Raw genomic sequence first — 22,721 nt, forward strand, 5'->3', positions numbered from 1 at the left:
GTGCGGCGCGGAGTCCGGATCGGCATCGACGTGGGCAAGGCCCGGGTCGGTGTCGCCCGCACCGATCCCGACGGTCTGCTCGCCACCCCGGTCGAGACGCTGGCGCGTTCGGCCGACGGCGTGGCCGACATCGGTGCCGTCCGCGACCTGGTCGCCGGACTCGACGCGCTCGAGGTGATCGTCGGGCTGCCCATCGCCCTCTCGGGTCGCGACACGGCCTCCACCCAGGACGCGCGGGACTTCGCCGCGGCCGTCGCCCGGGCCGTGGCCGTGCCCGTGCGCCTCGTCGACGAGCGCCTGTCGACCGTGAGCGCCCAGGGCGCCCTCCGAGCATCGGGCCGGAAGGGCAGGAGCCAGCGGTCCGTCATCGACCAAGTGGCCGCTGTTATCATCGTCCAGCACGCGCTCGACCTCGAGCGCTCGAGCGGTCGACCGCCCGGGCGGATGGTCGACGTGACCCGAGAGGCGAGCGGCGACGGTGCCGCGCCCGCCACCGACGAGAGACAGTGATTCGTGGCCGACGAACCCGACTGGGACGACATCTTCGCGTCCCAACCCCAGAACGACCGCCCTGCCGACACCTCCGGACGACGACGGGGTGATCCGGGTGACGGTCGACCGGGCGACGCCGACGGTGCACCCCTCCGCCGCACCACCCACGTCGACGCCCCCGCCCTGTCCCGCCGCGAACAGCGTGAGCGCGAGCGACAGACCGAACCCGGCGTCGTTCCCCCCTCCGACGGTGGGGGTGACCGCCCCCGCGGACGCACGACGCGCGAACCGCGTGAACGGCGTTCCAAGAAGGGCCCGATCGTCCTCGCGTCCATCCTCGTGCTCGTCCTGGCCGGCGGAACCGCCGGCGTCGCCGCCGCCTGGGGGCAGGTGCAGCCCCTGATCGCCAAGTTCACGGGTGACGACGAACCAGCCGACTACGCCGGCAGCGGGAACGGCACGCCCGTCGAGTTCGCCATCGTCTCGGGTCAGGTCGGCTCCGACATCGCGCAGAACCTCGCGGACGCGGGCGTCACGCAGAGCTACGAGTCGGCCTACTCGCTCCTCCTGTCCAACCCGTCGATGACCTTCCAACCGGGCACCTACACCCTGCAGCAGCAGATGAGCGCCCAGTCGGCCCTCGATGCACTGCAGGACAGCGCCAACCGCATCACCAACAAGGTCGTCATCCCCGAGGGGACCGTGGCGGCGGACGTCTACGAACTCCTGGCCACCGCGACGTCGATCCCCATCGCCGACGTCCAGGCCGCCGCTGCGGACTACACGACGTTCGGGCTGCCCGCCGAGGCCACGAGCCTCGAGGGATGGCTCTTCCCGGCGACCTACGAACTCGACCCGGGCAAGACCGCCCACGACTACCTGCAGGACATGGTGACGACCATGACCCAGCACCTGCAGTCCGCCGGCGCACAGCCCGCCGACTACCAGAACACCATCGTCTTCGCGTCGCTCGTCCAGAAAGAGGCCGGTCTGGCCGACGACTACCCGAAGGTCGCGCGGGTCTTCCAGAACCGTCTCGACCAGGGCATGCTCCTCCAGTCCGACGCGACGGTGGCCTACGGCACCGGCAACACCCACCGGGTCACGACGACCGACGAAGAGCGCGGTGACGCGAACAACGCCTACAACACCTACGTCCACGAGGGTCTGCCGGTCGGGCCGATCTCGAACCCCGGTGATCTCGCCCTGAACGCCGCCCTCAAGCCGGCCGACGGGACCTGGCTCTACTTCGTCACGGTCGATCTCGACTCGGGCGAGACGGCGTTCTCGACCACGTTCGCGGAGCACCAGGCCGCGGTCAAGCAGTGGCAGGCCTGGATGCGGGAGCACCCCGAGTACCAGTGACCGACCCATGGGACCCCTGGGCAGACCCACCGGTCCCGAGGGGCCGATCGACCGTCACACGGTCGGTCGGCCCCTCTCTCTGTGGGAAGATCGACACCATGCTTCGTTGGTTGACCGCTGGAGAATCTCACGGGCCCGAGCTCGTCGCCGTCCTCGAAGGGCTGCCGGCCGGCGTGCCGGTGTCGCTCGACGCGATCCGTGCCGACCTCGCCCGACGCAAACTGGGCTACGGCCGCGGTTCCCGCATGAAGTTCGAGCAGGACGAACTCAACATCTCGGGCGGCGTCCGTCACGGTTTGACCATGGGCAGCCCCGTGGCCCTGCGGATCGGCAACACCGAATGGCCGAAGTGGGTCGAGGTGATGAACCCCGAGCCCGTCGAGGTGAGTGAGGCCTCCCGGGGGCGGAGCGCACCCCTCACCCGACCCCGTCCCGGCCACGCCGACCTCGTCGGCATGCAGAAGTACGACTTCGACGAGGCCCGTCCCATCCTCGAGCGGGCGAGCGCACGCGAGACGGCAGCGCGCGTCGCGCTCGGAGCCGTCGCCCGGTCGTTCCTCGCCGAGCTCGGCATCGAGCTCGTCAGCCACACCCTGTCGATCGGGCCCGTGCGCGTGCCCGACGGCAGCCCGGTGCCCGTCCCGACGGACGTGGACCGTCTCGACGACGACCCGTTGCGCTGCTTCGACCAGGCGACCAGCGCCCTCATGGTCGACGAGGTCGAGGCCGCCAAGAAAGACGGCGACACCCTGGGCGGCGTCGTCGAGGTGCTCGCCTACGGGGTGCCGCCCGGGCTCGGTTCGCACGTCCAGTGGGACCGTCGTCTCGACTCGCAGCTGGCCGCCGCGTTGATGGGCATCCAGGCGATCAAGGGAGTCGAGGTCGGCGACGGCTTCGAGACCACCCGGAGGCGCGGTTCCGTCGCCCACGACGAGCTCCACCGCACGGGAGGGGTCATCTCGCGTGACACCGACCGAGCCGGCGGCACCGAGGGGGGCATGAGCACCGGCACGGTCCTCCGCGTGCGTGCCGGCATGAAGCCCATCGCGACCGTGCCCCGGGCGCTGGCCACCGTCGACGTCACGAGCGGCGAAGAGAGCAAGGCGCACCACCAGCGATCGGACGTCTGCGCGGTCCCGGCCGCCGGCGTCGTCGCCGAGTCGATGGTCGCCCTCGTCCTCGCGAACTCGATCCTGGAGAAGTTCGGCGGCGACTCGCTGGGCGAGACGGCGCGCAACCTGCGGGGCTACCTCGACGCCATCCCCGAGAACCTGCGGACTCAGCCGGCGTCCGCCGCCGAGTGACGGTCGCGCGGCCGGTCGTCCTGATCGGGCCCATGGGGGCGGGCAAGACGAGCATCGGCAAGAAGCTCTCCCGTCGTCTCGGCGTCCCGTTCGTCGACAGCGACCGTCTCGTCGTCCGGCGGCACGGGCCCATCGCCGACCTGTTCGACCGTCACGGCGAGGCCCACTTCCGGGCACTCGAACACGAGGCCGTGGTCGAGGCCCTGACCGGCGACGGGGTGGTGTCGCTGGGTGGGGGAGCCGTCCTCGACGAACGCACGCGCGCCTCCTTGTCCGGGTTGCCCGTCGTCCTGCTGACCGTGACGGCGGAGGCCGTCGAGTCGAGGCTGGCCGGGAGCACCCGGCCGCTGCTGCAGAGAGGCGGGATCGAGGCCTGGCGGGCCATCGCCGCCGAGCGCGATCCGGTCTACCGGGCACTGGCGTCCGCCGTGTTCGACACGTCTAACCGACCCGTCTCGACCGTCGTCGACGACATCGAGACCTGGCTCGACTCCGAGAGAGGCACCGCATGACCGACGCGACCGACACCACCACCATCCACGTCGGGGGAGACGCCCCGTACGACGTCCTGATCGGTCGGGGCCTCACCGGCCACCTGCCGGCGGTCCTGCACCCGCAGACCAAGAAGGTCCTGATCGTCCACGCCCCCACCTTGGGCCGCAAGGCCGGAGAGGTGCGCGACGCCCTCGTGGCGGCCGGCTACGAGGCCCTCATCGCCGAGGTGCCCGACGCCGAGGACGCCAAGCGCGTCGAGGTCGCCGCCTTCTGCTGGCAGGTGCTGGGCCAGGCCGACTTCACCCGCACCGACGCCGTCATCGGTCTCGGCGGCGGGGCGATCACCGACCTGGCGGGCTTCGTCGCCGGCACCTGGCTCCGAGGCGTCCCGCTGGTCCAGATGCCGACCAGCGTGCTGGGGCTCGTCGACGCGAGCGTCGGCGGCAAGACCGGAGTGAACACGGCCGAGGGCAAGAACCTCGTCGGTGTCTTCCACCCGCCGGTGGCGGTGCTCGCCGACCTCGACCACCTCGACACGCTCTCGAAGAACGAGATCCTCGCCGGCTTCGCCGAGGTCGTGAAGGTCGGGTTCATCGCCGAACCCGAGATCCTCGACATCGTCGAGGCGGACGTCGACCGGGCGACCGACCCGACCACGCCGGAGTTCCGGCGGGTGGTCGAACTGGCGATCGGGCTGAAGGCCCGCGTCGTGGGCGAAGACCTCACCGAGCAGGGCCTGCGCGAGATCCTGAACTACGGCCACACCCTCGGCCACGCCGTCGAACACGCCGAGCGTTACCAGTGGCGCCACGGGGCTGCGGTGTCGGTGGGCATGGTGTTCGCCGCAGAACTCGCCCGCCTGACCGGCCGGCTGTCCGACGAGGCGGTCGACCGTCATCGCCGCATCCTCGAGTCGCTGACCCTTCCCGTGTCGTATCCGCTCGGGCGCTGGAACACCCTGCTCGCCACCATGCAACGGGACAAGAAGGCCCGCGCGGGCCTGTTGCGCTTCATCGTCCTGGACGAGATCGGTCGGCCCACCGTGCTGCAGGGGCCCGACCAGAGCCTGCTCTTCGCGGCGTACCAAGAGATCGGTTCGTAGCCCTTCGGCCCTTCGGGGCGTCCGCTACACTCGACGATGGCCGATTCCGGCCGACCTCCCACCACCCCGAACGGATCATCCGCGCATGGCGACTACCAACGACATCAAGAACGGTGCCGTCCTCAACCTCGACGGTCAACTCTGGAACGTCATCGAGTTCCAGCACGTCAAGCCGGGCAAGGGTGGCGCGTTCGTCCGCACCAAGATGAAGAACGTGATGTCGGGCAAGGTCGTCGACAAGACGTTCAACGCGGGCACCAAGATCGATTTCGCCAACGTGGACCGTCGTGAGTACACGTACCTCTACGCCGAGGCCGACGGCTACGTGTTCATGGACACGAGCGACTACGACCAGATCAACGTGCCCGCCACGATCGTCGGCGACGCGAAGAACTTCATGCTCGAGAACCAGAACGTGCAGATGGCCCTGCACGACGGCGACCCGCTGTACATCGAGTTGCCCGCCTCGGTCATCCTCGAGGTCACGTACACCGAGCCCGGCCTCCAGGGCGACCGCTCGACCGGCGGGACGAAGCCCGCCACCGTCGAGACCGGCTACGAGATCCAGGTACCGCTGTTCCTCGAGACCGGCACCAAGGTCAAGGTCGACACCCGCGACGGCGGCTACCTCGGCCGCGTCAACGACTAGTCGGTGAGCGCACGCACCAAGGCGCGCAAGCGCGCCCTCGACGTCCTGTACGTCGCCGACATCCGACAGATCAGCATGACCGACGCGCTCGTCGCCGAGACCCAGCGGGCCCTCGACCAGCCCGAGCGGGGATCGAGCTGGGGTTATGCGCGCGACATCGTGCAGGGCGTCATCGACCACCGCGACGAGATCGACGAACTGATCGAGACGTACTCGCAGGGCTGGACCCTCGCGCGCATGCCCACCCTCGACCGCGGCATCATCAGGATCGGCATCTGGGAGCTGCGTCACAACGACGAGATCCCCGACGCCGTGGCGATCAGCGAGGCCGTCGAACTGGCCCAGACCCTCAGCACCGACGACTCCGCCTCGTTCGTCAACGGACTGCTCGGTCGGATCGCGACCGCGGACTGACCGCCGACCGGCCGCCGTCGTCGCCGGCCGGCTCGTCGGGCGTCCGACGAACCGCTAGGGTTGAGCGACCCACACCGACATCCTTTAAATTCCGTCCCGAGAGGCGGGGAAGGAGGTCCGATTGAGCACCCGTACCGTGCTGAGTCAGGCTGACATCGCGCGTGCCCTCACGCGCATCTCGCACGAGATCCTCGAGTCGAACAAAGGTGCCGACGACCTGGTCGTCCTGGGCATCCCGACGCGGGGGGTCGTGCTCGCCGATCGGCTCGCCGCGACCCTCTCGTCCATCTCGGGCAGCACCGTTCCCGTGGGGTCGGTCGACGTGACGATGTACCGGGACGACCTCCGGCGCCAGCCCACCCGGTCGCCCCGACCCACCTCGGTGCCCTCCGGCGGCATCGACGGGAAGACCGTCGTCCTCGTCGACGACGTCCTCTACTCGGGGCGTACCATCCGTGCCGCGTTGGACGCCCTGAGCTCGATCGGCCGACCCCGGGCCGTTCGCCTCGCGGTCCTCGTCGATCGAGGCCACCGAGAACTGCCCATCCGTGCCGACTTCGTGGGCAAGAACCTGCCGACCTCGACCGTCGAGCGCATCTTCGTGCGACTGCACGGCGTCGACGACGACGAACTCGTCGCCATCGACGACGCCACGACCGCAGGAGGCGCGGGTGCCGCCTCCGCGCCCGTCACCACCCCGGGGGCGAACCGATGAGGCATCTGCTCAGCACCGCCGACCTCTCGCGCGACGACTCGATCCGCGTCCTCGACGTCGCGGAGGACATGGCGGACGTGGCCACCCGCGAGGTGCGCAAGCTGCCGACGCTCCGCGGCATCACGGTCGTCAACCTGTTCTACGAGGACAGCACCCGCACGCGCATCTCGTTCGAGGCCGCGGCCAAGCGGCTCAGTGCGGACGTCATCAACTTCGCCGCCAAGGGGTCGAGCGTCTCCAAGGGCGAGTCCCTGAAGGACACGGCCCAGACCCTCGCCGCCATGGGGGCCGACGGCATCGTGATCCGCCACCCGTCGAGCGGCGCACCTCGTGTGCTGGCCGACAGCGGCTGGGTGGACGCCGGCATCGTCAACGCCGGCGACGGCACCCACGAACACCCCACGCAGGCCCTGCTCGACGCGTTCACGATCCGCCGGCGCGTCCACGGCGCGGCGAGCCGGGGGCGCGACCTCGACGGCGTCGAGGTGATGATCGTCGGTGACATCCTGCACTCGCGGGTGGCCCGTTCCAACGCGTGGTTGTTGCGGACGCTCGGGGCGCACGTCACGGTGGTCGCGCCTCCCACGCTGATCCCGGTGGACGTCAGCCGCTTCGGCGTCTCCGTCCGCTACGACCTCGACGAGGCCCTGGCCGAGGTGCGACCGGACGTCGTCATGATGCTGCGCATCCAACAGGAGCGCATGAACGACGCGTTCTTCCCCAATCCCCGCGAGTACGCCCGGTCCTGGGGGCTGGGTGCGATGCGGTTCCGGGCTCTGCCCGAGTCCACGCTCGTCATGCACCCCGGCCCGATGAACCGCGGCCTCGAGATCAGCGACGAGGCCGCCGACTCGCCGCGGTCCACCGTCCGTGAGCAGGTCACGAACGGCGTGGCCGTCCGCATGGCCGTGCTCTACCTCACCCTCGCCGGCGACCGGGAGGACGCATCGTGACCACCACCCACCTCATCCGGGGCGCCGAGACCGTCGACGGCACCCGCACCGACGTCGTCGTCCGTGACGGCGTCGTCGCCGAACTCGGCACCGGCCTCACCGCCGCCGGTGCGACGGTCACCGACGCCGACGGCCTGCTCCTGCTCCCCGGCCTCGTCGACCTCCACACCCACCTGCGCGAGCCGGGGGGCGAGGGCAGCGAGACCGTCCTGACCGGATCCCGCGCAGCGGCCGCCGGCGGGTACACCGCGGTCAACGCCATGGCGAACTCGTCGCCGGTGGCCGACACCGCGGGGGTCGTCGAACAGGTGCAGGCGCTGGGGGAGCGGGCCGGCTTCGTGACCGTCCGCCCGATCGGTGCCGTGAGCCAGGGGCTGAAGGGGACCCACCTCTCCGAGATCGGTGCCATGGCCCGCTCGCGGGCCGCCGTCCGGGTCTTCTCCGACGACGGTTCCTGCGTCGCCGACCCGCTGCTCATGCGTCGGGCCCTCGAGTACATCAAGGGGTTCGGGGGAGTCCTCGCCCAGCACGCCCAGGAGCCGAGGCTCACGGAGGGCGCCCAGATGAACGAGGGCGCACTGTCGGCCGAACTGGGCCTGGGAGGCTGGCCCGCGGTCGCCGAAGAGGCCATCATCGCCCGCGACGTCCTGCTCGCCGACCACGTCGGCGCCCGACTGCACGTCTGCCACGTGTCGACGGCGGGCAGCGTCGAGGTCATCCGCTGGGCCAAGTCGCGCGGCATCGAGGTCACGGCCGAGGTGACGCCGCACCACCTCCTGCTGACGGAGGACCTCGTGTCGGGTTACGACTCACGGTTCAAGGTCAATCCGCCGCTGCGTCGCTCGGAAGACGTCGAGGCGTTGCGTGCCGCCCTGGCCGACGGCACGATCGACATCGTGGCCACCGACCACGCCCCGCACACGTCCGAGGCCAAGTGCTGCGAGTGGGATGCGGCCGCGAACGGCATGGTCGGCCTCGAGTCGGCCCTGTCGGTCGTCCACCACACGATGGTCGACACCGGGCTCGTCGGCTGGGCCGACGTCGCCCGCGTCATGTCGATCGCCCCGGCCGAGATCGGGCAGGTCGCGGGCCACGGCCGTCCCCTCGCCGTGGGCGAGCCCGCCGAGCTCACGCTCTACGATCGTGGGGTGACCCGCACGTTCTCGACCGAGCACCTCGCGGGCAAGAGCCGCAACTCGCCCTACCTCGGTCGCGTCCTGCCCGGACAGGTGCGGGCGACCTTCCACCAGGGCTACGCGACGGTGGTCGACGGGAACGTCGTCGAGAGCGAGGTCGTCGCCCACGCGGCTCGACTCGTCGACAGCGCCGCCGCCCTCGCCGCCTCCGAGGGGACGCCCGCCCGATGAGCCAGTGGATCATCGCCGCGCTCATCCTCGTCGGCGTCGGACTGCTGATCGGTCTGATGGCCCGCTCCTGGCGCGCCAGGGGGCGGCGTCAGTCCGACATCCCCGCGCCCGACCGGGCGCCCGACGACCTCTCGGCCCCCGTCCTCGCCGTCGACGCCCTCTACGTCGCCACGTCACGGGGCGGTGACCCGCTCGACCGCGTCGTCGTGCACGGCCTCGGGTTCCGCGGTCGGGCGATCGTGTCCGTCCACGCCGAGGGCGTGCGCCTCGAGATCGCGGGCGAACCGGCCGTGCTGATCCGCGCCTCCTCGTTGCGGGGGGTCGACCGTGCGACCTGGACAATCGACCGCGTCGTCGAGCGGGACGGCCTCGTCGTCGTCGGCTGGCGCCTCGGCGACGTCGACCTCGACACCTACCTGCGCATCACCGACGACCCGGCACCCGTCGTCGCCGCGATCCGCCCCCTCGTCCCCACGGCCCCCGGGGCCGGCACCACCAAGGAGAAGACCATTGACTGACGCCTCCACCACCGAGAGGGCCGTGCTGGTCCTCGCCGACGGCACCCGCTACACGGGTCGTGCCTACGGCGCCGTCGGACGCACCCTCGGCGAGGTCGTCTTCGCGACCGGCATGACCGGCTACCAGGAGACCCTCACCGACCCGTCGTACGCCGGGCAGATCGTCGTCATGACGGCACCGCACATCGGCAACACGGGCGTGAACGACACCGACCCCGAGTCACGCCGCATCTGGGTCGCCGGGTACGTCGTGCGGGACGCGAGCCGGGTGGTCTCGAACCACCGGGCGCAGGGCAGCCTCGACGACCAGCTCGTCGCCGACGGCATCGTCGGCATCCGCGGCATCGACACCCGCGCCGTCACGCGCCGTCTGCGCGAGGTCGGCTCGATGAAGGGCGGGGTCTTCAGCGGTCCCGACGCGGAGCTCGACCCCGACGAGCAGCTGTCCCTCGTCACCGCCGGGGCCGACATGCGCGGCCTTAACCTCTCGAGCCAGGTGTCGACGGTCGAGCCGTACGTCCTGCACGCCGAGGGCGACCGCATCGGCTCCGTCGCGGTGCTCGACCTGGGCGTGAAGACCTCGACGCTCCGCTACCTCGCGCAGCGCGGCTTTGAGGTGCACGTGCTGCCGCAGTCCACGACCCTGGACGAGCTCCGTGCTCTCGCCCCCGACGCCCTCTTCTACTCGAACGGCCCGGGCGACCCGGCGGCGAGCGACTCCCAGGTCGAACTGCTGCAGGGTGCCCTGCGGGACGGGCTGCCCTACTTCGGCATCTGCTTCGGCAACCAGCTGTTCGGCCGGGCCCTGGGTTTCGGCACGTACAAGTTGCCCTTCGGCCACCGCGGCATCAACCAACCCGTGCTCGACAAGACGACGAACAAGGTCGAGATCACCAGCCAGAACCACGGCTTCGCGGTCGACGCACCCATCGACGGCGTCCTCGACTCCCCGGCCGGCTTCGGTCGGGTCGAGGTCAGCCACTACAGCCTGAACGACCAGGTCGTCGAGGGCCTCCGTGCCCTCGACATCCCCGCGTTCTCGGTGCAGTACCACCCCGAGGCCGCCGCGGGCCCCCACGACAGCAACCACCTCTTCGACCGCTTCCGCGAGGCGGTCGTCGCCCGCACGAACGGCCAGGCCGTCGACTTCGGCTCCGACATCGAAAGCAGCAACTGATGCCCAAGCGTGACGACATCAACTCCGTCCTCGTGATCGGCTCCGGGCCGATCGTCATCGGCCAGGCGGCCGAGTTCGACTACTCGGGCACCCAGGCGTGCCGCGTGCTGCGTGAAGAAGGGGTCCGGGTCATCCTCGTCAACCCGAACCCGGCCACGATCATGACCGACCCCGACTTCGCCGACGCGACGTACATCGAGCCCATCACGTCCGAGGTGCTCGAGGCGATCATCGTGAAGGAGCGCCCCGACGCGATCCTGCCCACCCTCGGCGGGCAGACGGCCCTGAACGCCGCCATCGCCCTCGACGAAGAAGGCATCCTCGCCAAGCACGGCGTCGAGTTGATCGGCGCCAAGGTCGAGGCCATCCAGAAGGGCGAGGACCGCCAGCTCTTCAAGAAGCTCGTGCTGGAGTCCGGTGCCGACGTCGCCAAGTCGTACATCGCCACGACGGTCGACCAGGCCGTCGAGTACGCCGAAGACCTCGGGTACCCGCTGGTCATCCGGCCCTCGTTCACCATGGGCGGGCTCGGATCGGGCTTCGCCTACACCCGTGACGAGCTCGTCCGCATGGTCACGGACGGCCTGCACCAGAGCCCGACCACCGAGGTGCTCCTCGAGGAGAGCATCCTCGGCTGGAAGGAGTACGAGCTCGAGATGATGCGGGACACGGCCGACAACACGGTCGTGGTCTGCTCGATCGAGAACGTCGACCCCGTCGGCGTCCACACCGGCGACTCGATCACCGTCGCCCCGGCGCTCACCCTGACCGACCGCGAGTACCAGAACCTGCGCGACATCAGCATCGACATCATCCGTCGCGTGGGCGTCGACACGGGCGGCTGCAACATCCAGTTCGCGGTGGACCCCGCGGACGGCCGCGTCATCGTCATCGAGATGAACCCCCGCGTGTCGCGCTCGAGCGCCCTGGCGTCGAAGGCGACCGGCTTCCCGATCGCCAAGATCGCGGCGAAGCTCGCCCTCGGGTACCGTCTCGACGAGATCCCGAACGACATCACGAAGGTGACCCCCGCCTCCTTCGAGCCGACGCTCGACTACGTCGTCGTCAAGGTGCCCCGGTTCGCCTTCGAGAAGTTCCCGGCGGCCGACACGACGCTGACCACGACGATGAAGAGCGTGGGCGAGGCCATGGCCCTCGGCCGCAACTTCACGCAGGCGCTGCAGAAGTCGCTCCGGTCGCTCGAGAAGCGTGGCTCGAGCTTCCACTGGCAGGGCGAGCCCGGAGACGAGGAGGCGCTGCTCGCGTTGTCGTCGACGCCCACGGACGGCCGCATCGTCACCGTGCAGCAGGCCCTGCGGGCCGGCGCCACCGCCGAGCAGGTCTTCGACGCCACGAAGATCGACCCCTGGTTCATCGACCAGGTCGTGTTGATCAACGAGGTCGCCGAGCAGGTCGCCGCGGCGGCCGAGCTCGACGCGGACGTGCTCGTCCTCGCGAAGGACCACGGCTTCAGCGACGACCAGATCGGCCAGTTGCGCGGTCTCTCCGAGCAGCAGGTCCGCGATCACCGGCACGCCCTCGACGTGCGTCCCGTCTTCAAGACCGTCGACACCTGCGCGGGGGAGTTCCCCGCGCTGACGCCGTACCACTACTCGAGCTACGACGCCGAGACCGAGGTCGTGGCCAGCGATCGCCGCAAGGTGATCATCCTCGGCTCCGGGCCGAACCGCATCGGGCAGGGCGTCGAGTTCGACTACTCGTGCGTCCACGCGAGCTTCGCCCTGAGCGACGCCGGGTTCGAGACGATCATGATCAACTGCAACCCCGAGACGGTGTCGACCGACTACGACACGAGCGACCGGTTGTACTTCGAGCCGCTCACCCTCGAGGACGTCCTCGAGGTGGTCCACGCCGAGAGCGCCAGCGGCGAGCTCGTCGGCGTCGTCGTGCAGCTCGGCGGCCAGACGGCCCTCGGCCTGTCGAAGGGCCTCGAGGCCGCGGGCGTGCCCATCCTCGGCACGACGCCCGACGCGATCGACTCGGCCGAAGAACGAGGCCTCTTCCAGGGCATCCTCGACGCCGCCGGCCTGCTCGCGCCGCGCAACGGCACGGCGACCGACTACGACAGCGCCGTCGCCGTCGCCGAAGAGATCGGCTACCCGGTGCTGGTGCGTCCGTCGTACGTGCTCGGTGGCCGCGGCATGGAGATCGTCTACGACAGCCCCTCGCTCGCCGACTACTTCGAACGGGTCGCCGACCAGGCCATCATCGGACCGGAGGCACCCCTGCTGGTCGACCGGTTCCTGGACGACGCCGTCGAGATCGACGTCGACGCGCTCTACGACGGCACCGAGCTCTACGTCGGCGGCATCATGGAGCACATCGAGGAGGCCGGCATCCACTCCGGGGACTCGAGCTGCACCCTTCCGCCCGTCACGCTCGGGAAGGGCGAGATCGACCGCGTCCGCGACGCGACCCTCGCCATCGCGAAGGGCATCGGCGTGTCCGGTCTGCTCAACGTGCAGTTCGCGATCGCAGCCGGCGTGCTCTACGTCATCGAGGCCAACCCCCGGGCGAGCCGCACGGTGCCCTTCGTCTCGAAGGCCCTCGGCATCCCGTTGGCCAAGGCGGCCTCGCTCATCATGGTCGGCCACAGCGTGCGCGACCTCGTGGAGACCGGTCTGCTGCCCGAGCAGGACGGATCGGACGTCCCCCTCGACTCGCCGATCTCGGTGAAGGAAGCCGTGCTCCCCTTCAAGCGGTTCCGCACGAAGGAGGGCCAGGTCGTCGACAGCGTCCTCAGCCCCGAGATGCGCTCCACGGGCGAGGTCATGGGCATCGACCGCGACTTCCCCCGGGCGTTCGCGAAGAGCCAGACGGCGGCGTACGGCGGCCTCCCCACCTCGGGCACCGTCTTCGTCAGCGTCGCCGATCGCGACAAGCGGGCCATCGTGTTGCCGGTGCTGCGCCTCCAGCAGCTCGGCTTCCGCATCCTGGCGACCGAGGGGACGGCCACCGTCCTCGTCCGCAACGGCATCCACGCCGACACCGTCGACAAGTTCAGCGCCGGAGGCCACTCGGTCGTCGACCTGATCAACGCCGACGAGGTCGACATCGTGATCAACACCCCGAGCGGCTCGAGCGCGAGGGCCGACGGCTACGAGATCCGTGCGGCGACGGTCGCAGCCGACAAGGCGCTCTTCACGACCATCGCCCAGCTCGGTGCGGCCGTCGCCTCGATCGAGGCCGTCCAGAGCGACCTCGAGGTGACGAGCCTGCAGGACTACGGCCTCGCCCGGGCGGCCCGACGGTGAGCTCGACGTTCGGCGACCGGCTCGCGGCGGCCTTCGCCGCGACCGGTCCGCTCTGCGTCGGCATCGATCCCCATCCCTACCTCCTCGACCAATGGGGCCTGCCGTCCGACGCCTCGGGTGTCCGTGAGTTCGGCCTGCGCGTCCTCGACGGTCTGGTCGGCTCGGCGACGATCGTGAAACCGCAGGTCGCGTTCTTCGAACGGTGGGGCTCTGCTGGGTTCGCAGCCCTCGAAGACGTCCTCGAGGCCGGTCGCGAGCGGGGCCTGGTGCAGATCGGCGACGCGAAGCGGGGCGACATCGGCTCGACGATGGACGCCTACGGTGAGGCTTGGTTCGGGGCGTCGTCACCGCTGCGGGTCGACGCGCTGACGGTCTCGCCCTATCTCGGCTTCGACTCCATGACCGGACTGGTCACCCGGGCACGGGCCGTCGGCGCCGGCGTCTTCGTGCTGGCCGCGACGTCCAACGTCGAGGCCCTCGCCACCCAGACGGCCGTCCGGACGGACGACCACGGCGCGGAGGGCACCGTCGCGAGCGGTATCGTCGACGACGTGCTCCATGACAACCAGACGGCGGGCGACGCTCCGTTCGGCAGCGTCGGCCTCGTGCTCGGCGCGACCGTCGACCTCGACGACTACGGCATCGACGCCGCCCGACTGACGACGACGCCGGTGCTCGCCCCGGGGTTCGGCCACCAGGGCGCGACCTATGCCGACCTGCCGCGGCTCTTCGGCCCCGCGGCCGGTGCCGTGCTGGTCTCCGCCTCCCGAGCCCTGCTCTCGGCGGGTCCGGAAGGGTTCGCCGACGCGGTCCGTCGTGATGCCGACGAGGTGCGTTCGTGCCTCGTCTGACCCCGCCTCCCGTCGACCGTGCCGCTGCGGCCCGAGCCGCCGTGGCCGCGCGTCGCGGTCGCGCCGCCGTCAAGAACGCCGTCGCCTCCCGGACCCGCAGCGCCCTCGACGTCGCCGAGTCCGCCTGGGCCGGTGAACCCACGAGCCCCGAGGGGTCGCTCAGGGTCCGCGAACTCCTGACCAGCATCCCGGGCATCGGTCCGACCCGCGTCGCCCGCATCATGACCGAGCTCGGCATCGCCGAGTCGAAGCGCGTCGGCGGACTCGGGGTGAGGCAACGCCGCATCCTCGGCGACTGGCTGGCCGTCCGCGAGTCGAAGGGGCGCCTCCGGTCCCGGCTGGTCGTCCTGGCGGGCCCCACGGCCGTGGGCAAGGGCACGGTCTCGACCTACATCCGCGAGAACTACCCCGACGTGCACCTCAGCGTGTCGGCGACGACCCGTGCCCCGCGACCCGGCGAGGTCGACGGGGTCCACTACTACTTCGTGGACGACGCGGAGTTCGACCGCATGATCCGCGACCGCGAACTGCTCGAGTACGCCACGGTGCACAACTCGTACCGCTACGGCACGCCCCGCCCTCCGTTGGACGCCGCGTTGAACGAGGGGCGCAGCGTGCTGCTCGAGATCGACCTGCAGGGCGCTCGACTCGTCCGGGCCGCCATGCCCGAGGCCGTGCTCGTGTTCCTGCTGCCCCCGACCTGGGACGAACTCGTCCGTCGACTCATCGGTCGGGGTACCGAGGACGCCGCCGAACAGCAACGCCGACTCGAGACCGCGAAGGTCGAACTGGCCGCCCAGGACGAGTTCGACGCGCGTGTCGTGAACCACGACGTGGCCGAAGCGGCCCGGGAGGTCGTAGAATTGATGACTGCGCCCGAACCGGGCCGCACCCGCGCGTGACCCGCGCCCCCATCTTGGTGCCCACGCTCGTCCCGAGCGGAGCCGGCACCGTCCCCCATCGACACGAGGAGCAACCAATGGCCGACAAGAACCAGGGCATCATCGATCCCCCCATCGACGAGCTGCTGTCGAAGGTCGAGTCGAAGTACGCACTCGTCATCTTCGCCTCCAAGCGCGCGCGTCAGATCAACGACTACTACGCCGACCTGCACGAGGGCAGCCTGTTCGACAACGTCGGCCCCCTGGTCGACAGCTCCATCGACGACAAGCCCCTGTCGGTCGCGATGCACGAGATCAACGAGGACAAGCTCGAGGTGAAGCCGCTCGCCGTCCCCTCCGAGTAGCGGGGCGACACGACCAGCCCTTCTGACGGTGGTCGGTCCTATCATCTGACGAGGCCCCCGGGAGTCCATCCCGCGGGGCCTCATCGCGTCCCCACCCAGAACGACACCCAGAGGAACACCGTGACCCCGACCGACACGACGACCGCCCCCGCCCCGACGGCATCGACCTCCCTTCGACTCTTCACCTCCGAGTCGGTCACCGAGGGCCACCCCGACAAGATCTGCGACCAGATCTCGGACGGCATCCTCGACGCGCTGCTGGCTGTCGACCCCGCCAGCCGGGTCGCGGTCGAGACCATGGTCACGACGGGACTCGTGCACGTGGCCGGCGAGGTCACCACCAAGGGCTACGTCGACATCCCCACGATCGTGCGCGACCTCATCGTGGGCATCGGCTACGACTCGTCGGCCGTGAGCTTCGACGGCCGTACCTGCGGCGTCGAGGTGTCGATCGGGTCCCAGTCGCCCGACATCGCCCAGGGCGTCGACACCGCCCTCGAGGCGCGTGGCGGCGACGACGACCTGCTCAACCGCCAGGGTGCCGGCGACCAGGGCATCATGTTCGGCTACGCCACCAACGAGACCCCCCAGTTCATGCCGCTCCCCGTGTGGCTGGCCCACCGGCTCGCCGAGCGACTGGCGGCCGTGCGCAAGTCGGGCACCCTCGACTACCTCCGGCCCGACGGCAAGACGCAGGTGACGGTCGGCTACGACGGGGTCGTGCCCACGACCGTCGACACCGTCGTCCTGTCGACCCAGCACTCGCCTGCGGTCTCGAGCGCTCAGCTCGAGTCCGACGTCATCGAGCACGTCATCCGCCCCGTCCTCGACGAGGCAGGGTTCTCGTCCACGGACACCCGGTTCATCATCAACCCGACCGGCAGGTTCGAGATCGGCGGCCCGCAGGGCGACGCCGGACTCACCGGCCGCAAGATCATCGTCGACACCTACGGCGGGGCGAGCCGTCACGGTGGGGGCGCGTTCTCGGGCAAGGACCCCTCGAAGGTCGACCGGTCCGCCGCGTACGCCATGCGGTGGGTGGCCAAGAACGCCGTCGCCGCGGGCCTCGCCGACCGGCTCGAACTCCAGGTGGCCTACGCGATCGGGCGGGCCGCACCCGTCGGCCTCTACGTCGAGACCTTCGGCACCGGGCACGTCGGCGACGACGTCATCACGGCCGCCATCGAGAGCGTGTTCGACCTCCGCCCGGCGGCGATCATCCGCGACCTCGACCTGCTGAGGCCGATCTACGCGGCGACGTCGACCTACGGCCACTTCGGTCGCGACCTGCCCGACTTCACCTGGGAGGCGCTCGACCGCGTCGACGCCCTCCGGGCCGCCGCCGGGCTCTGACCGTGGCGGCGGTCGCCGACGTCCCCGTCGACAGCGTGCCGCGCGTCGTCCGGGTGATGGTCGAATCGCCGCTGCCGCAACTCGACCGGTTGTTCGACTACGCCGTGCCCGAGCGGCTGCGCGACCAGATCGCCCCGGGCATCCGCGTCAAGGTTCCGCTCCGCTCCGCCGGGCGCATCGCCGACGGCTTCGTCGTCGAGGTCGCGTCGTCGTCCGAGCACGGCGGCGACCTGTCCGAGATCGAGGACGTCGTGTCGACCGTGTCGGTCCTGGCACCCGAGGTGTGGCGCCTCGCGCGCGCCGTGGCCGACCGGGCCGGCGGATCGGCCAGCGACGTCGTGCGGCTCGCGATCCCACCGCGTCAGGTCCGGGTCGAGAAGGCCCACCTGGCCGCCGCCGACAACTCGTCCTCACCGGCCTCCGGCCCCACCGGCCCCACTGCCCCGACCGTGGCTCCCGTGGCAGCCTCGGCTCCCGACCACGACGCCGACGCCGACCCCGAACCCGTCCCGGTCGTCGTGGGCTATCGGTCGACCGACCTCGCCGGGCTCGTTGCGGCCCGCGGTCGTGCGGCGGTCGACGCCGTTCCGCTGCTGGTCGAACTGCCCGACGGGGCATGGGTGGGTCACTGGGCCCTCACGGCCGCACAGCTCGCCGCGGTCGCCGTCGGCGCGGGCGACAACGCCGTGGTCGCGGTCCCCGACTACCGCGACGAAGAACACGTCCTCCAGGCCCTCGCCGCCGTCCTCCCGCCCGACCGCGTCGTCCGGCTCGACTCCCGACAGTCGAACGCCGACCGCTACCGAGCGCTCCTCCGTGCCCGAGGCGACGAGCCCGTGGTCGTCGTCGGCAACCGGTCCGTCCTGCTCGCCCCCTCGGCCAGGCTCGGGGTCGTCGTGGTGTTCGACGACGGCGACCCGTCCTTCGGCGAGCCGCTCGCCCCGTACGTGCACGCCCGCGACACCGCGCTGCTCCGGCAGGCCCAACAAGACAGCGCCCTGGTGTTCCTCGGCCACTCCCGCAGCACCGACGTGCAGCGCCTGGTCGAGATCGGCTTCCTGGCCGAGGTGCGTCCCGATCCGCGCTACCAGCCCCGGGTCGTGCCGACCGTCCGTCAGGCCGCCACGGACGGATTCGCCGCGCAGGCCCGCATCCCCTCCTCGGCCTACGCCGAGGCGCGGGCCGCGGTCGAGCACGGACCGGTCCTGATCCAGGTGGCCTCGCCCGGCTACTCGCCACGCCTGGCCTGCGTCGACTGTGGCGACACGGCCCGCTGCCTGCGGTGCAACGGCCCCCTCCAGCAACGCGAGCGAGGGGCGACCCCGGCCTGCGCCTGGTGTGGCGCCCTGGCCGTCTCGTGGCACTGCCGCACCTGCGAGGGAACGCGCATGCGGGCCGTCGGCACCGGCGCGTCGCGGACGGCCGACGAACTCGGCAAGGCGTTCCCCGGGGTGCGCGTCATCGTCTCGGACGGCGCGAGGGCCCTGACCCACGTCGACGCCGACCCGGCGATCGTCGTCGCGACCCGCGGGGCCGAGCCGATCGCCCCCGGCGGTTACCGAGCCGTGCTGCTGCTCGACGGTGAGCGCATGCTCGCCCGAGAGAGCCTCCGCGTCGCGGAGGACTGCCTCCGCTGGTGGGCCAACGCCACGGCCCTGGCCGCACGTCGCGCCCCGGTCGTGCTGGTCGGGGTGGGTGGCGCCATCGCCTCCGCCCTCGCGACGTGGGAGCTCGCCCGCTTCGTCTCCTCGGAGCTCGCCGACCGTCGCGTCCTGCGCTTCCCCCCGGCCGTCCGCGTGGCCACCGTGACCGGCACGGTCGACACCGTCGCGCGTGCGCTCGACGACCTGCCCGACGAGGTCCGTGCCGAGACCCTCGGTCCGGTGGACGTCGAGTCCGCCGGCGTCCGCGCCATCGTCCGCTTCGACTACTCGCGTGGTCACGACGTGGCGCTGGCTCTCCGCTCCCAGGTCATCCGGGCGGCCACGGACCGACGCAAGGCGCTCGGTCAGAAGCGTGCGCGGGCCGTCCCTACACTCAGAGTGCGGTTCGACGACGTCGAGCCGTTCGCCGACTGACCCGCCAGGAACCCCATGCGCCTCGTCTTCGCCGGCAGCCCCGCCGCTGCCGTGCCCTCGCTCACCGCCCTCGCCGACGGTCCTCACGAGGTCGTCGCCGTGCTGACCCGCGACGACACCCCGCAGGGACGCAGACGCGTCCTGACCCCCACCCCCGTCGCCGTCGAGGCCGACCGCCTCGGTCTCCGCGTCGTCAAGGCCCGCCGCATCACGCCTGAGGTCACGGCCGAGCTCACGGGACTCGATCCCGACCTCGGCGTCGTCGTGGCCTACGGAGCCCTGCTCCGCGAGCCCCTCCTCGGCGCCCCCCGGCTCGGCTGGGTCAACCTGCACTTCTCCCTCCTTCCCGCCTGGCGCGGCGCCGCCCCCGTCCAGCGGTCGCTCATGGCGGGCGACGCCGTGTCGGGCGCCGCGGTGTTCCAGCTCGTCCCCGAGCTCGACGCGGGGGACGTCTACGGCACCCTCGAGCGCCTCCTCGACGGCACCGAGACCGCAGGCCAGCTCCTCGCCGAGCTCGCGCGTTCCGGTGCCGGCCTGCTGGTCGACGTCGTCGACCGCCTCACCGACGGCACGGCCACGGCGACGCCCCAGACCGGCGCGGTCACGCTCGCCCCCAAGCTGACCCTCGCCGACGGCGTCCTCGACGCCTCGCGACCGGCGACCGAGGTGATCGCCCGTTTCCGAGGCGTCACGCCGGAGCCCGGCGCCCGCGTCGACCTCGACGGCTCGGGCCTCAAGATCACGGAGGCGCGGACGACGTCGACCGGCGAGGCACCTCTCGAGGCCGGTCGCCTCGAGTCCCGGGGCCGCCGTGTGCTGCTGGGCACCGCCTCCTCGCCCGTCGAGCTGGTCCGGGTGCAACCGGCGGGCAAGAAAGAGATGTCGGCGGCCGACTGGTGGCGGGGGCTGCCCGGCGGGGTCGACCTTCGCGTGACCCCGCCCACCCCGCCCGTCCCGGCCGACACCGACACCGACACCGACACCGACACCGACACCGACCCGAAGAGCACCTCATGAGCCGAGTTCAGCCCGCCCGCCAGGTCGCCCTCGACGTCCTCCGGGCCGTCGAGCAGGACGACGCCTACGCCAACCTCCTGCTGCCGCAGCGCATCGTCCGGGCCCGTCTGGGGGCCCAAGACGCGGGGCTCGCGACCGAACTGACCTACGGCACCCTGCGCCTCCGGGGCTACTACGACCGCGTCATCGCGCTGGCCGCCCGTCGGGGCACCGATGCGATCGACCCGGCACTCCTGGACGTCCTCCGCCTCGGCGCGCACCAGCTCCTCTCGACGCGCGTGGCCGTCCACGCGGCCGTCGACGAGAGCGTCGAGCTCGCGCGTCAGGTGGGCAGCCGATCGGGGACCGGATTCGTCAACGGCGTCCTGCGCACCATCTCACGGTCGACGCCCGACGAGTGGCGCGAGCGGGTCCTGGCCGGCACGACCGGGGACGACGACCGTCTGGCCGCGGAGTGGTCGCACCCCGCCTGGGTGGTGCGGGCGTTCCGTCGTTCGCTGGCCGCCGAGGGGCGGGAGGGCGAGCTCGTCGATCTGCTGTCGGCCGACAACGACGCCCCGAAGGTCAGCCTCGTCGCCCTGCCGGGGCTCGCCGAGGTGTCCGAGCTCGGCGCCCCGAGCGGGCGCCTGTCGCCACTGGCGGCGACGAGTGGTGGGGGCGATCCGGCCCAGCAGACGGCCGTCCGCGAGGGGCGTGCCCGCGTGCAGGACGAAGGGTCGCAGCTCGCCGCGCTCCTCCTCAGTCGACACCGCCCCGCCACACCCGGAGAACGGTGGCTCGACATGTGCGCCGGACCCGGCGGCAAGGCCGCCCTGCTCGGTGCCGAGGCTGCTCGGGCGGGTGCCCACCTCGTCGCCAACGAGCTCGTCCCGGCACGGGCGGGGCTCGTCCGACAGGCGCTCGAGGCCGTCCCGGGCGACGTCGAGGTCCTCGAGGGTGACGCCACCCGTTTCGGGGCGGAACGGCCCGGAGGTTTCGACCGCATCCTGCTCGACGCGCCCTGCACCGGCCTCGGGGCCCTGCGGCGGCGACCCGAGGCTCGGTGGCGCAAGCAGCCGGCCGACGTCGGTCAGCTCACGGCCCTCCAGTCGCGCCTGTTCGCCAGCGCCCTGGACGCGCTGGCGCCCGGGGGAGTCCTGGCCTACGTGACCTGCTCCCCGCACACGGCCGAGACGCGCGGAGTCGTCGAGGCGGGCCTCCGAGGCCGCGACGACGATCTCGTCCTGCTCGACGCGACGGCCGGCGTCGAGCGCATCGCCGGCCGCGCCGTCGACCTGGCGTCGGCGCCGTTCGTCCAGCTCTGGCCGCACCGTCACGGAACCGACGCCATGTTCGTCGCCCTGATCGAGAAACGTGCCGGACGGTAGGCTCGTCCCGTGTCGATCCGCATCAGCCCCAGCATCCTCTCGGCCGACTTCGCGAACCTCGAGCGCGACCTCGAGCGCATCTCGACCGCCGACCTCGTGCACGTCGACGTGATGGACGGCCACTTCGTGCCCAACCTCACCCTCGGCCTCCCCGTCGTGCAGCGTCTCGGCGAGGTCAGCCCCGTACCGCTCGACCTGCACCTGATGATCGACGACGCCGACCGCTGGGCACCCCGCTACGCCGAGACGGGCGCGTTCTCGGTGACCTTCTCCGCCGAGGCGGCGTCCGATCCCGTCTCGACGGCGCAGGCCATCCGCAGCAACGGCTCCCGCGCCTCCGTCGCCGTGAAGCCGGGCACCGACCTCGAGCCCTACCTCCAGACCCTCGACGCGTACGACATGATCCTCGTCATGACGGTCGAGCCGGGCTTCGGCGGACAGTCCTTCATGCCCGAGACGATGGCCAAGCTGGCCCGTGCCCGTGAGGCCGTGCGCGCCTCCGGGCTCGACGTGTGGCTCGAGGTCGACGGCGGCATCACGACCGAGACCATCGTCACGGCCGTCGAGAACGGTGCCGACACGGTGGTCGCCGGGTCCGCCGTCTACGGCGGGTCGCCCGTCGACAACATCGCTGCACTCCGGGCGGCCGCCGCGACGGTAGCCTTGACGTCGTGAAATCCTTCGACGACCTGTACCTCGAGCTCAGCGACAAGGCCCGCGACCGGCCCGAGGGGTCGGGCACCGTGGCCGAACTCGACGCCGGAGTGCACCAGATCGGCAAGAAGATCGTCGAAGAGGCCGCCGAGGTCTGGATGGCCGCCGAGTACGAGGGCGACCTCGCGACCGCCGAAGAGATCTCCCAGCTGATCTACCACCTGCAGGTCATGATGATCGCCAAGGGCATCACCCCGGCCGACGTCTACCGACATCTCTGAGTCGGCCTCCGTCACCCCCGTTCGTCACGCCGCTCGTGCGGCGCCCCA

At 71.3% G+C, this 22,721-nt stretch carries 22 protein-coding genes; all 22 read left to right on the forward strand.

The annotated features are described in order from the left end of the window. The gene (ruvX, locus tag IFT36_RS00150; RefSeq protein ID WP_123570101.1) at positions 1 to 510 is read left to right on the forward strand and encodes a Holliday junction resolvase RuvX; all 510 of its coding nucleotides are present in this window, start codon (positions 1 to 3) and stop codon (positions 508 to 510) included. Positions 511 to 513: 3 nt separating this feature from the next. Continuing rightward, positions 514 to 1,857, forward strand: a complete 1,344-nt coding sequence (gene mltG, locus IFT36_RS00155) for an endolytic transglycosylase MltG (RefSeq protein WP_200412158.1) — start codon at positions 514 to 516, stop codon at positions 1,855 to 1,857. A 98-nt stretch (positions 1,858 to 1,955) separates the two neighbouring features. Next, positions 1,956 to 3,161: a chorismate synthase gene (aroC, locus tag IFT36_RS00160; RefSeq protein WP_123570099.1), complete on the forward strand. Its 1,206-nt coding sequence runs from the start codon at positions 1,956 to 1,958 to the stop codon at positions 3,159 to 3,161. A gap of 32 nt (positions 3,162 to 3,193) precedes the next feature. Beyond that, positions 3,194 to 3,673, forward strand: a complete 480-nt coding sequence (locus IFT36_RS00165) for a shikimate kinase (protein ID WP_123570772.1) — start codon at positions 3,194 to 3,196, stop codon at positions 3,671 to 3,673. Beyond that, on the forward strand, positions 3,670 to 4,758 hold the full coding sequence (gene aroB, locus IFT36_RS00170; protein WP_056045338.1) for a 3-dehydroquinate synthase: 1,089 nt from the start codon (positions 3,670 to 3,672) through the stop codon (positions 4,756 to 4,758). The genes IFT36_RS00165 and aroB overlap by 4 nt, the downstream gene beginning before the upstream one ends. Positions 4,759 to 4,843: 85 nt before the next feature. Further along, positions 4,844 to 5,407, forward strand: coding sequence for an elongation factor P (efp, locus tag IFT36_RS00175; RefSeq protein ID WP_043592746.1), 564 nt, complete (start codon positions 4,844 to 4,846; stop codon positions 5,405 to 5,407). A gap of 3 nt (positions 5,408 to 5,410) precedes the next feature. Then, positions 5,411 to 5,821, forward strand: a complete 411-nt coding sequence (gene nusB / locus IFT36_RS00180) for a transcription antitermination factor NusB (protein WP_043592748.1) — start codon at positions 5,411 to 5,413, stop codon at positions 5,819 to 5,821. Between the two features lie 121 nt (positions 5,822 to 5,942). Beyond that, entirely contained in the window at positions 5,943 to 6,536 is a 594-nt protein-coding gene (pyrR, locus tag IFT36_RS00185; protein WP_056045333.1) for a bifunctional pyr operon transcriptional regulator/uracil phosphoribosyltransferase PyrR, read from the forward strand. Further along, entirely contained in the window at positions 6,533 to 7,489 is a 957-nt protein-coding gene (locus IFT36_RS00190) for an aspartate carbamoyltransferase catalytic subunit (RefSeq protein ID WP_123570097.1), read from the forward strand. Before pyrR ends, IFT36_RS00190 begins: the two co-directional genes overlap by 4 nt. Further along, positions 7,486 to 8,856 carry a dihydroorotase gene (locus IFT36_RS00195; RefSeq protein ID WP_123570096.1) on the forward strand — a complete coding sequence of 457 codons (1,371 nt, stop codon included), beginning with the start codon at positions 7,486 to 7,488 and terminating at the stop codon, positions 8,854 to 8,856. The genes IFT36_RS00190 and IFT36_RS00195 overlap by 4 nt, the downstream gene beginning before the upstream one ends. Then, on the forward strand, positions 8,853 to 9,374 hold the full coding sequence (locus IFT36_RS00200; RefSeq protein WP_123570095.1) for a PH-like domain-containing protein: 522 nt from the start codon (positions 8,853 to 8,855) through the stop codon (positions 9,372 to 9,374). Before IFT36_RS00195 ends, IFT36_RS00200 begins: the two co-directional genes overlap by 4 nt. Continuing rightward, positions 9,367 to 10,551, forward strand: coding sequence for a glutamine-hydrolyzing carbamoyl-phosphate synthase small subunit (gene carA / locus IFT36_RS00205; RefSeq protein WP_123570094.1), 1,185 nt, complete (start codon positions 9,367 to 9,369; stop codon positions 10,549 to 10,551). The genes IFT36_RS00200 and carA overlap by 8 nt, the downstream gene beginning before the upstream one ends. Then, positions 10,551 to 13,826, forward strand: a complete 3,276-nt coding sequence (gene carB, locus IFT36_RS00210) for a carbamoyl-phosphate synthase large subunit (protein WP_192123627.1) — start codon at positions 10,551 to 10,553, stop codon at positions 13,824 to 13,826. Before carA ends, carB begins: the two co-directional genes overlap by 1 nt. Continuing rightward, positions 13,823 to 14,677 (forward strand): orotidine-5'-phosphate decarboxylase, encoded by an 855-nt coding sequence (gene pyrF / locus IFT36_RS00215; protein ID WP_192123628.1) that lies wholly within the window; start codon positions 13,823 to 13,825, stop codon positions 14,675 to 14,677. Before carB ends, pyrF begins: the two co-directional genes overlap by 4 nt. Next, entirely contained in the window at positions 14,665 to 15,579 is a 915-nt protein-coding gene (gmk, locus tag IFT36_RS00220) for a guanylate kinase (protein ID WP_056045311.1), read from the forward strand. Before pyrF ends, gmk begins: the two co-directional genes overlap by 13 nt. Before the next feature lie 77 nt (positions 15,580 to 15,656). Beyond that, positions 15,657 to 15,923: a DNA-directed RNA polymerase subunit omega gene (gene rpoZ / locus IFT36_RS00225; protein ID WP_056045308.1), complete on the forward strand. Its 267-nt coding sequence runs from the start codon at positions 15,657 to 15,659 to the stop codon at positions 15,921 to 15,923. A gap of 120 nt (positions 15,924 to 16,043) precedes the next feature. Next, entirely contained in the window at positions 16,044 to 17,276 is a 1,233-nt protein-coding gene (gene metK, locus IFT36_RS00230) for a methionine adenosyltransferase (protein ID WP_056045305.1), read from the forward strand. Positions 17,277 to 17,278: 2 nt separating this feature from the next. Next, positions 17,279 to 19,354 (forward strand): primosomal protein N' family DNA-binding protein, encoded by a 2,076-nt coding sequence (locus IFT36_RS00235; protein WP_307784980.1) that lies wholly within the window; start codon positions 17,279 to 17,281, stop codon positions 19,352 to 19,354. Between the two features lie 15 nt (positions 19,355 to 19,369). Next, positions 19,370 to 20,371, forward strand: a complete 1,002-nt coding sequence (locus IFT36_RS00240) for a methionyl-tRNA formyltransferase (protein ID WP_200412159.1) — start codon at positions 19,370 to 19,372, stop codon at positions 20,369 to 20,371. Beyond that, positions 20,368 to 21,738, forward strand: coding sequence for an RsmB/NOP family class I SAM-dependent RNA methyltransferase (locus IFT36_RS00245; RefSeq protein ID WP_192123632.1), 1,371 nt, complete (start codon positions 20,368 to 20,370; stop codon positions 21,736 to 21,738). Before IFT36_RS00240 ends, IFT36_RS00245 begins: the two co-directional genes overlap by 4 nt. A 9-nt stretch (positions 21,739 to 21,747) precedes the next feature. After that, positions 21,748 to 22,413: a ribulose-phosphate 3-epimerase gene (gene rpe / locus IFT36_RS00250; protein ID WP_056045300.1), complete on the forward strand. Its 666-nt coding sequence runs from the start codon at positions 21,748 to 21,750 to the stop codon at positions 22,411 to 22,413. Beyond that, positions 22,410 to 22,673 carry a phosphoribosyl-ATP diphosphatase gene (locus IFT36_RS00255; protein ID WP_200412160.1) on the forward strand — a complete coding sequence of 88 codons (264 nt, stop codon included), beginning with the start codon at positions 22,410 to 22,412 and terminating at the stop codon, positions 22,671 to 22,673. The genes rpe and IFT36_RS00255 overlap by 4 nt, the downstream gene beginning before the upstream one ends. The last annotated feature ends 48 nt before the right edge of the window (positions 22,674 to 22,721 follow it).

It is taken from the genome of Frigoribacterium sp. CFBP 13605 (assembly GCF_014839405.1).
Classification (GTDB): domain Bacteria; phylum Actinomycetota; class Actinomycetes; order Actinomycetales; family Microbacteriaceae; genus Frigoribacterium.

Excerpts from the sequence above, each read along its gene's own strand:
- aroC (WP_123570099.1), top strand. The coding sequence starts at position 1,956 with ATGCTTCGTTGGTTGACCGCTGGAGAATCTCACGGGCCCGAGCTCGTC.
- IFT36_RS00165 (WP_123570772.1), top strand. The coding sequence starts at position 3,194 with ATGGGGGCGGGCAAGACGAGCATCGGCAAGAAGCTCTCCCGTCGTCTC.
- aroB (WP_056045338.1), top strand. The coding sequence starts at position 3,670 with ATGACCGACGCGACCGACACCACCACCATCCACGTCGGGGGAGACGCC.
- efp (WP_043592746.1), top strand. The coding sequence starts at position 4,844 with ATGGCGACTACCAACGACATCAAGAACGGTGCCGTCCTCAACCTCGAC.
- IFT36_RS00190 (WP_123570097.1), top strand. The coding sequence starts at position 6,533 with ATGAGGCATCTGCTCAGCACCGCCGACCTCTCGCGCGACGACTCGATC.
- IFT36_RS00200 (WP_123570095.1), top strand. The coding sequence starts at position 8,853 with ATGAGCCAGTGGATCATCGCCGCGCTCATCCTCGTCGGCGTCGGACTG.
- carB (WP_192123627.1), top strand. The coding sequence starts at position 10,551 with ATGCCCAAGCGTGACGACATCAACTCCGTCCTCGTGATCGGCTCCGGG.
- rpoZ (WP_056045308.1), top strand. The coding sequence starts at position 15,657 with ATGGCCGACAAGAACCAGGGCATCATCGATCCCCCCATCGACGAGCTG.
- IFT36_RS00240 (WP_200412159.1), top strand. The coding sequence starts at position 19,370 with ATGCGCCTCGTCTTCGCCGGCAGCCCCGCCGCTGCCGTGCCCTCGCTC.
- IFT36_RS00245 (WP_192123632.1), top strand. The coding sequence starts at position 20,368 with ATGAGCCGAGTTCAGCCCGCCCGCCAGGTCGCCCTCGACGTCCTCCGG.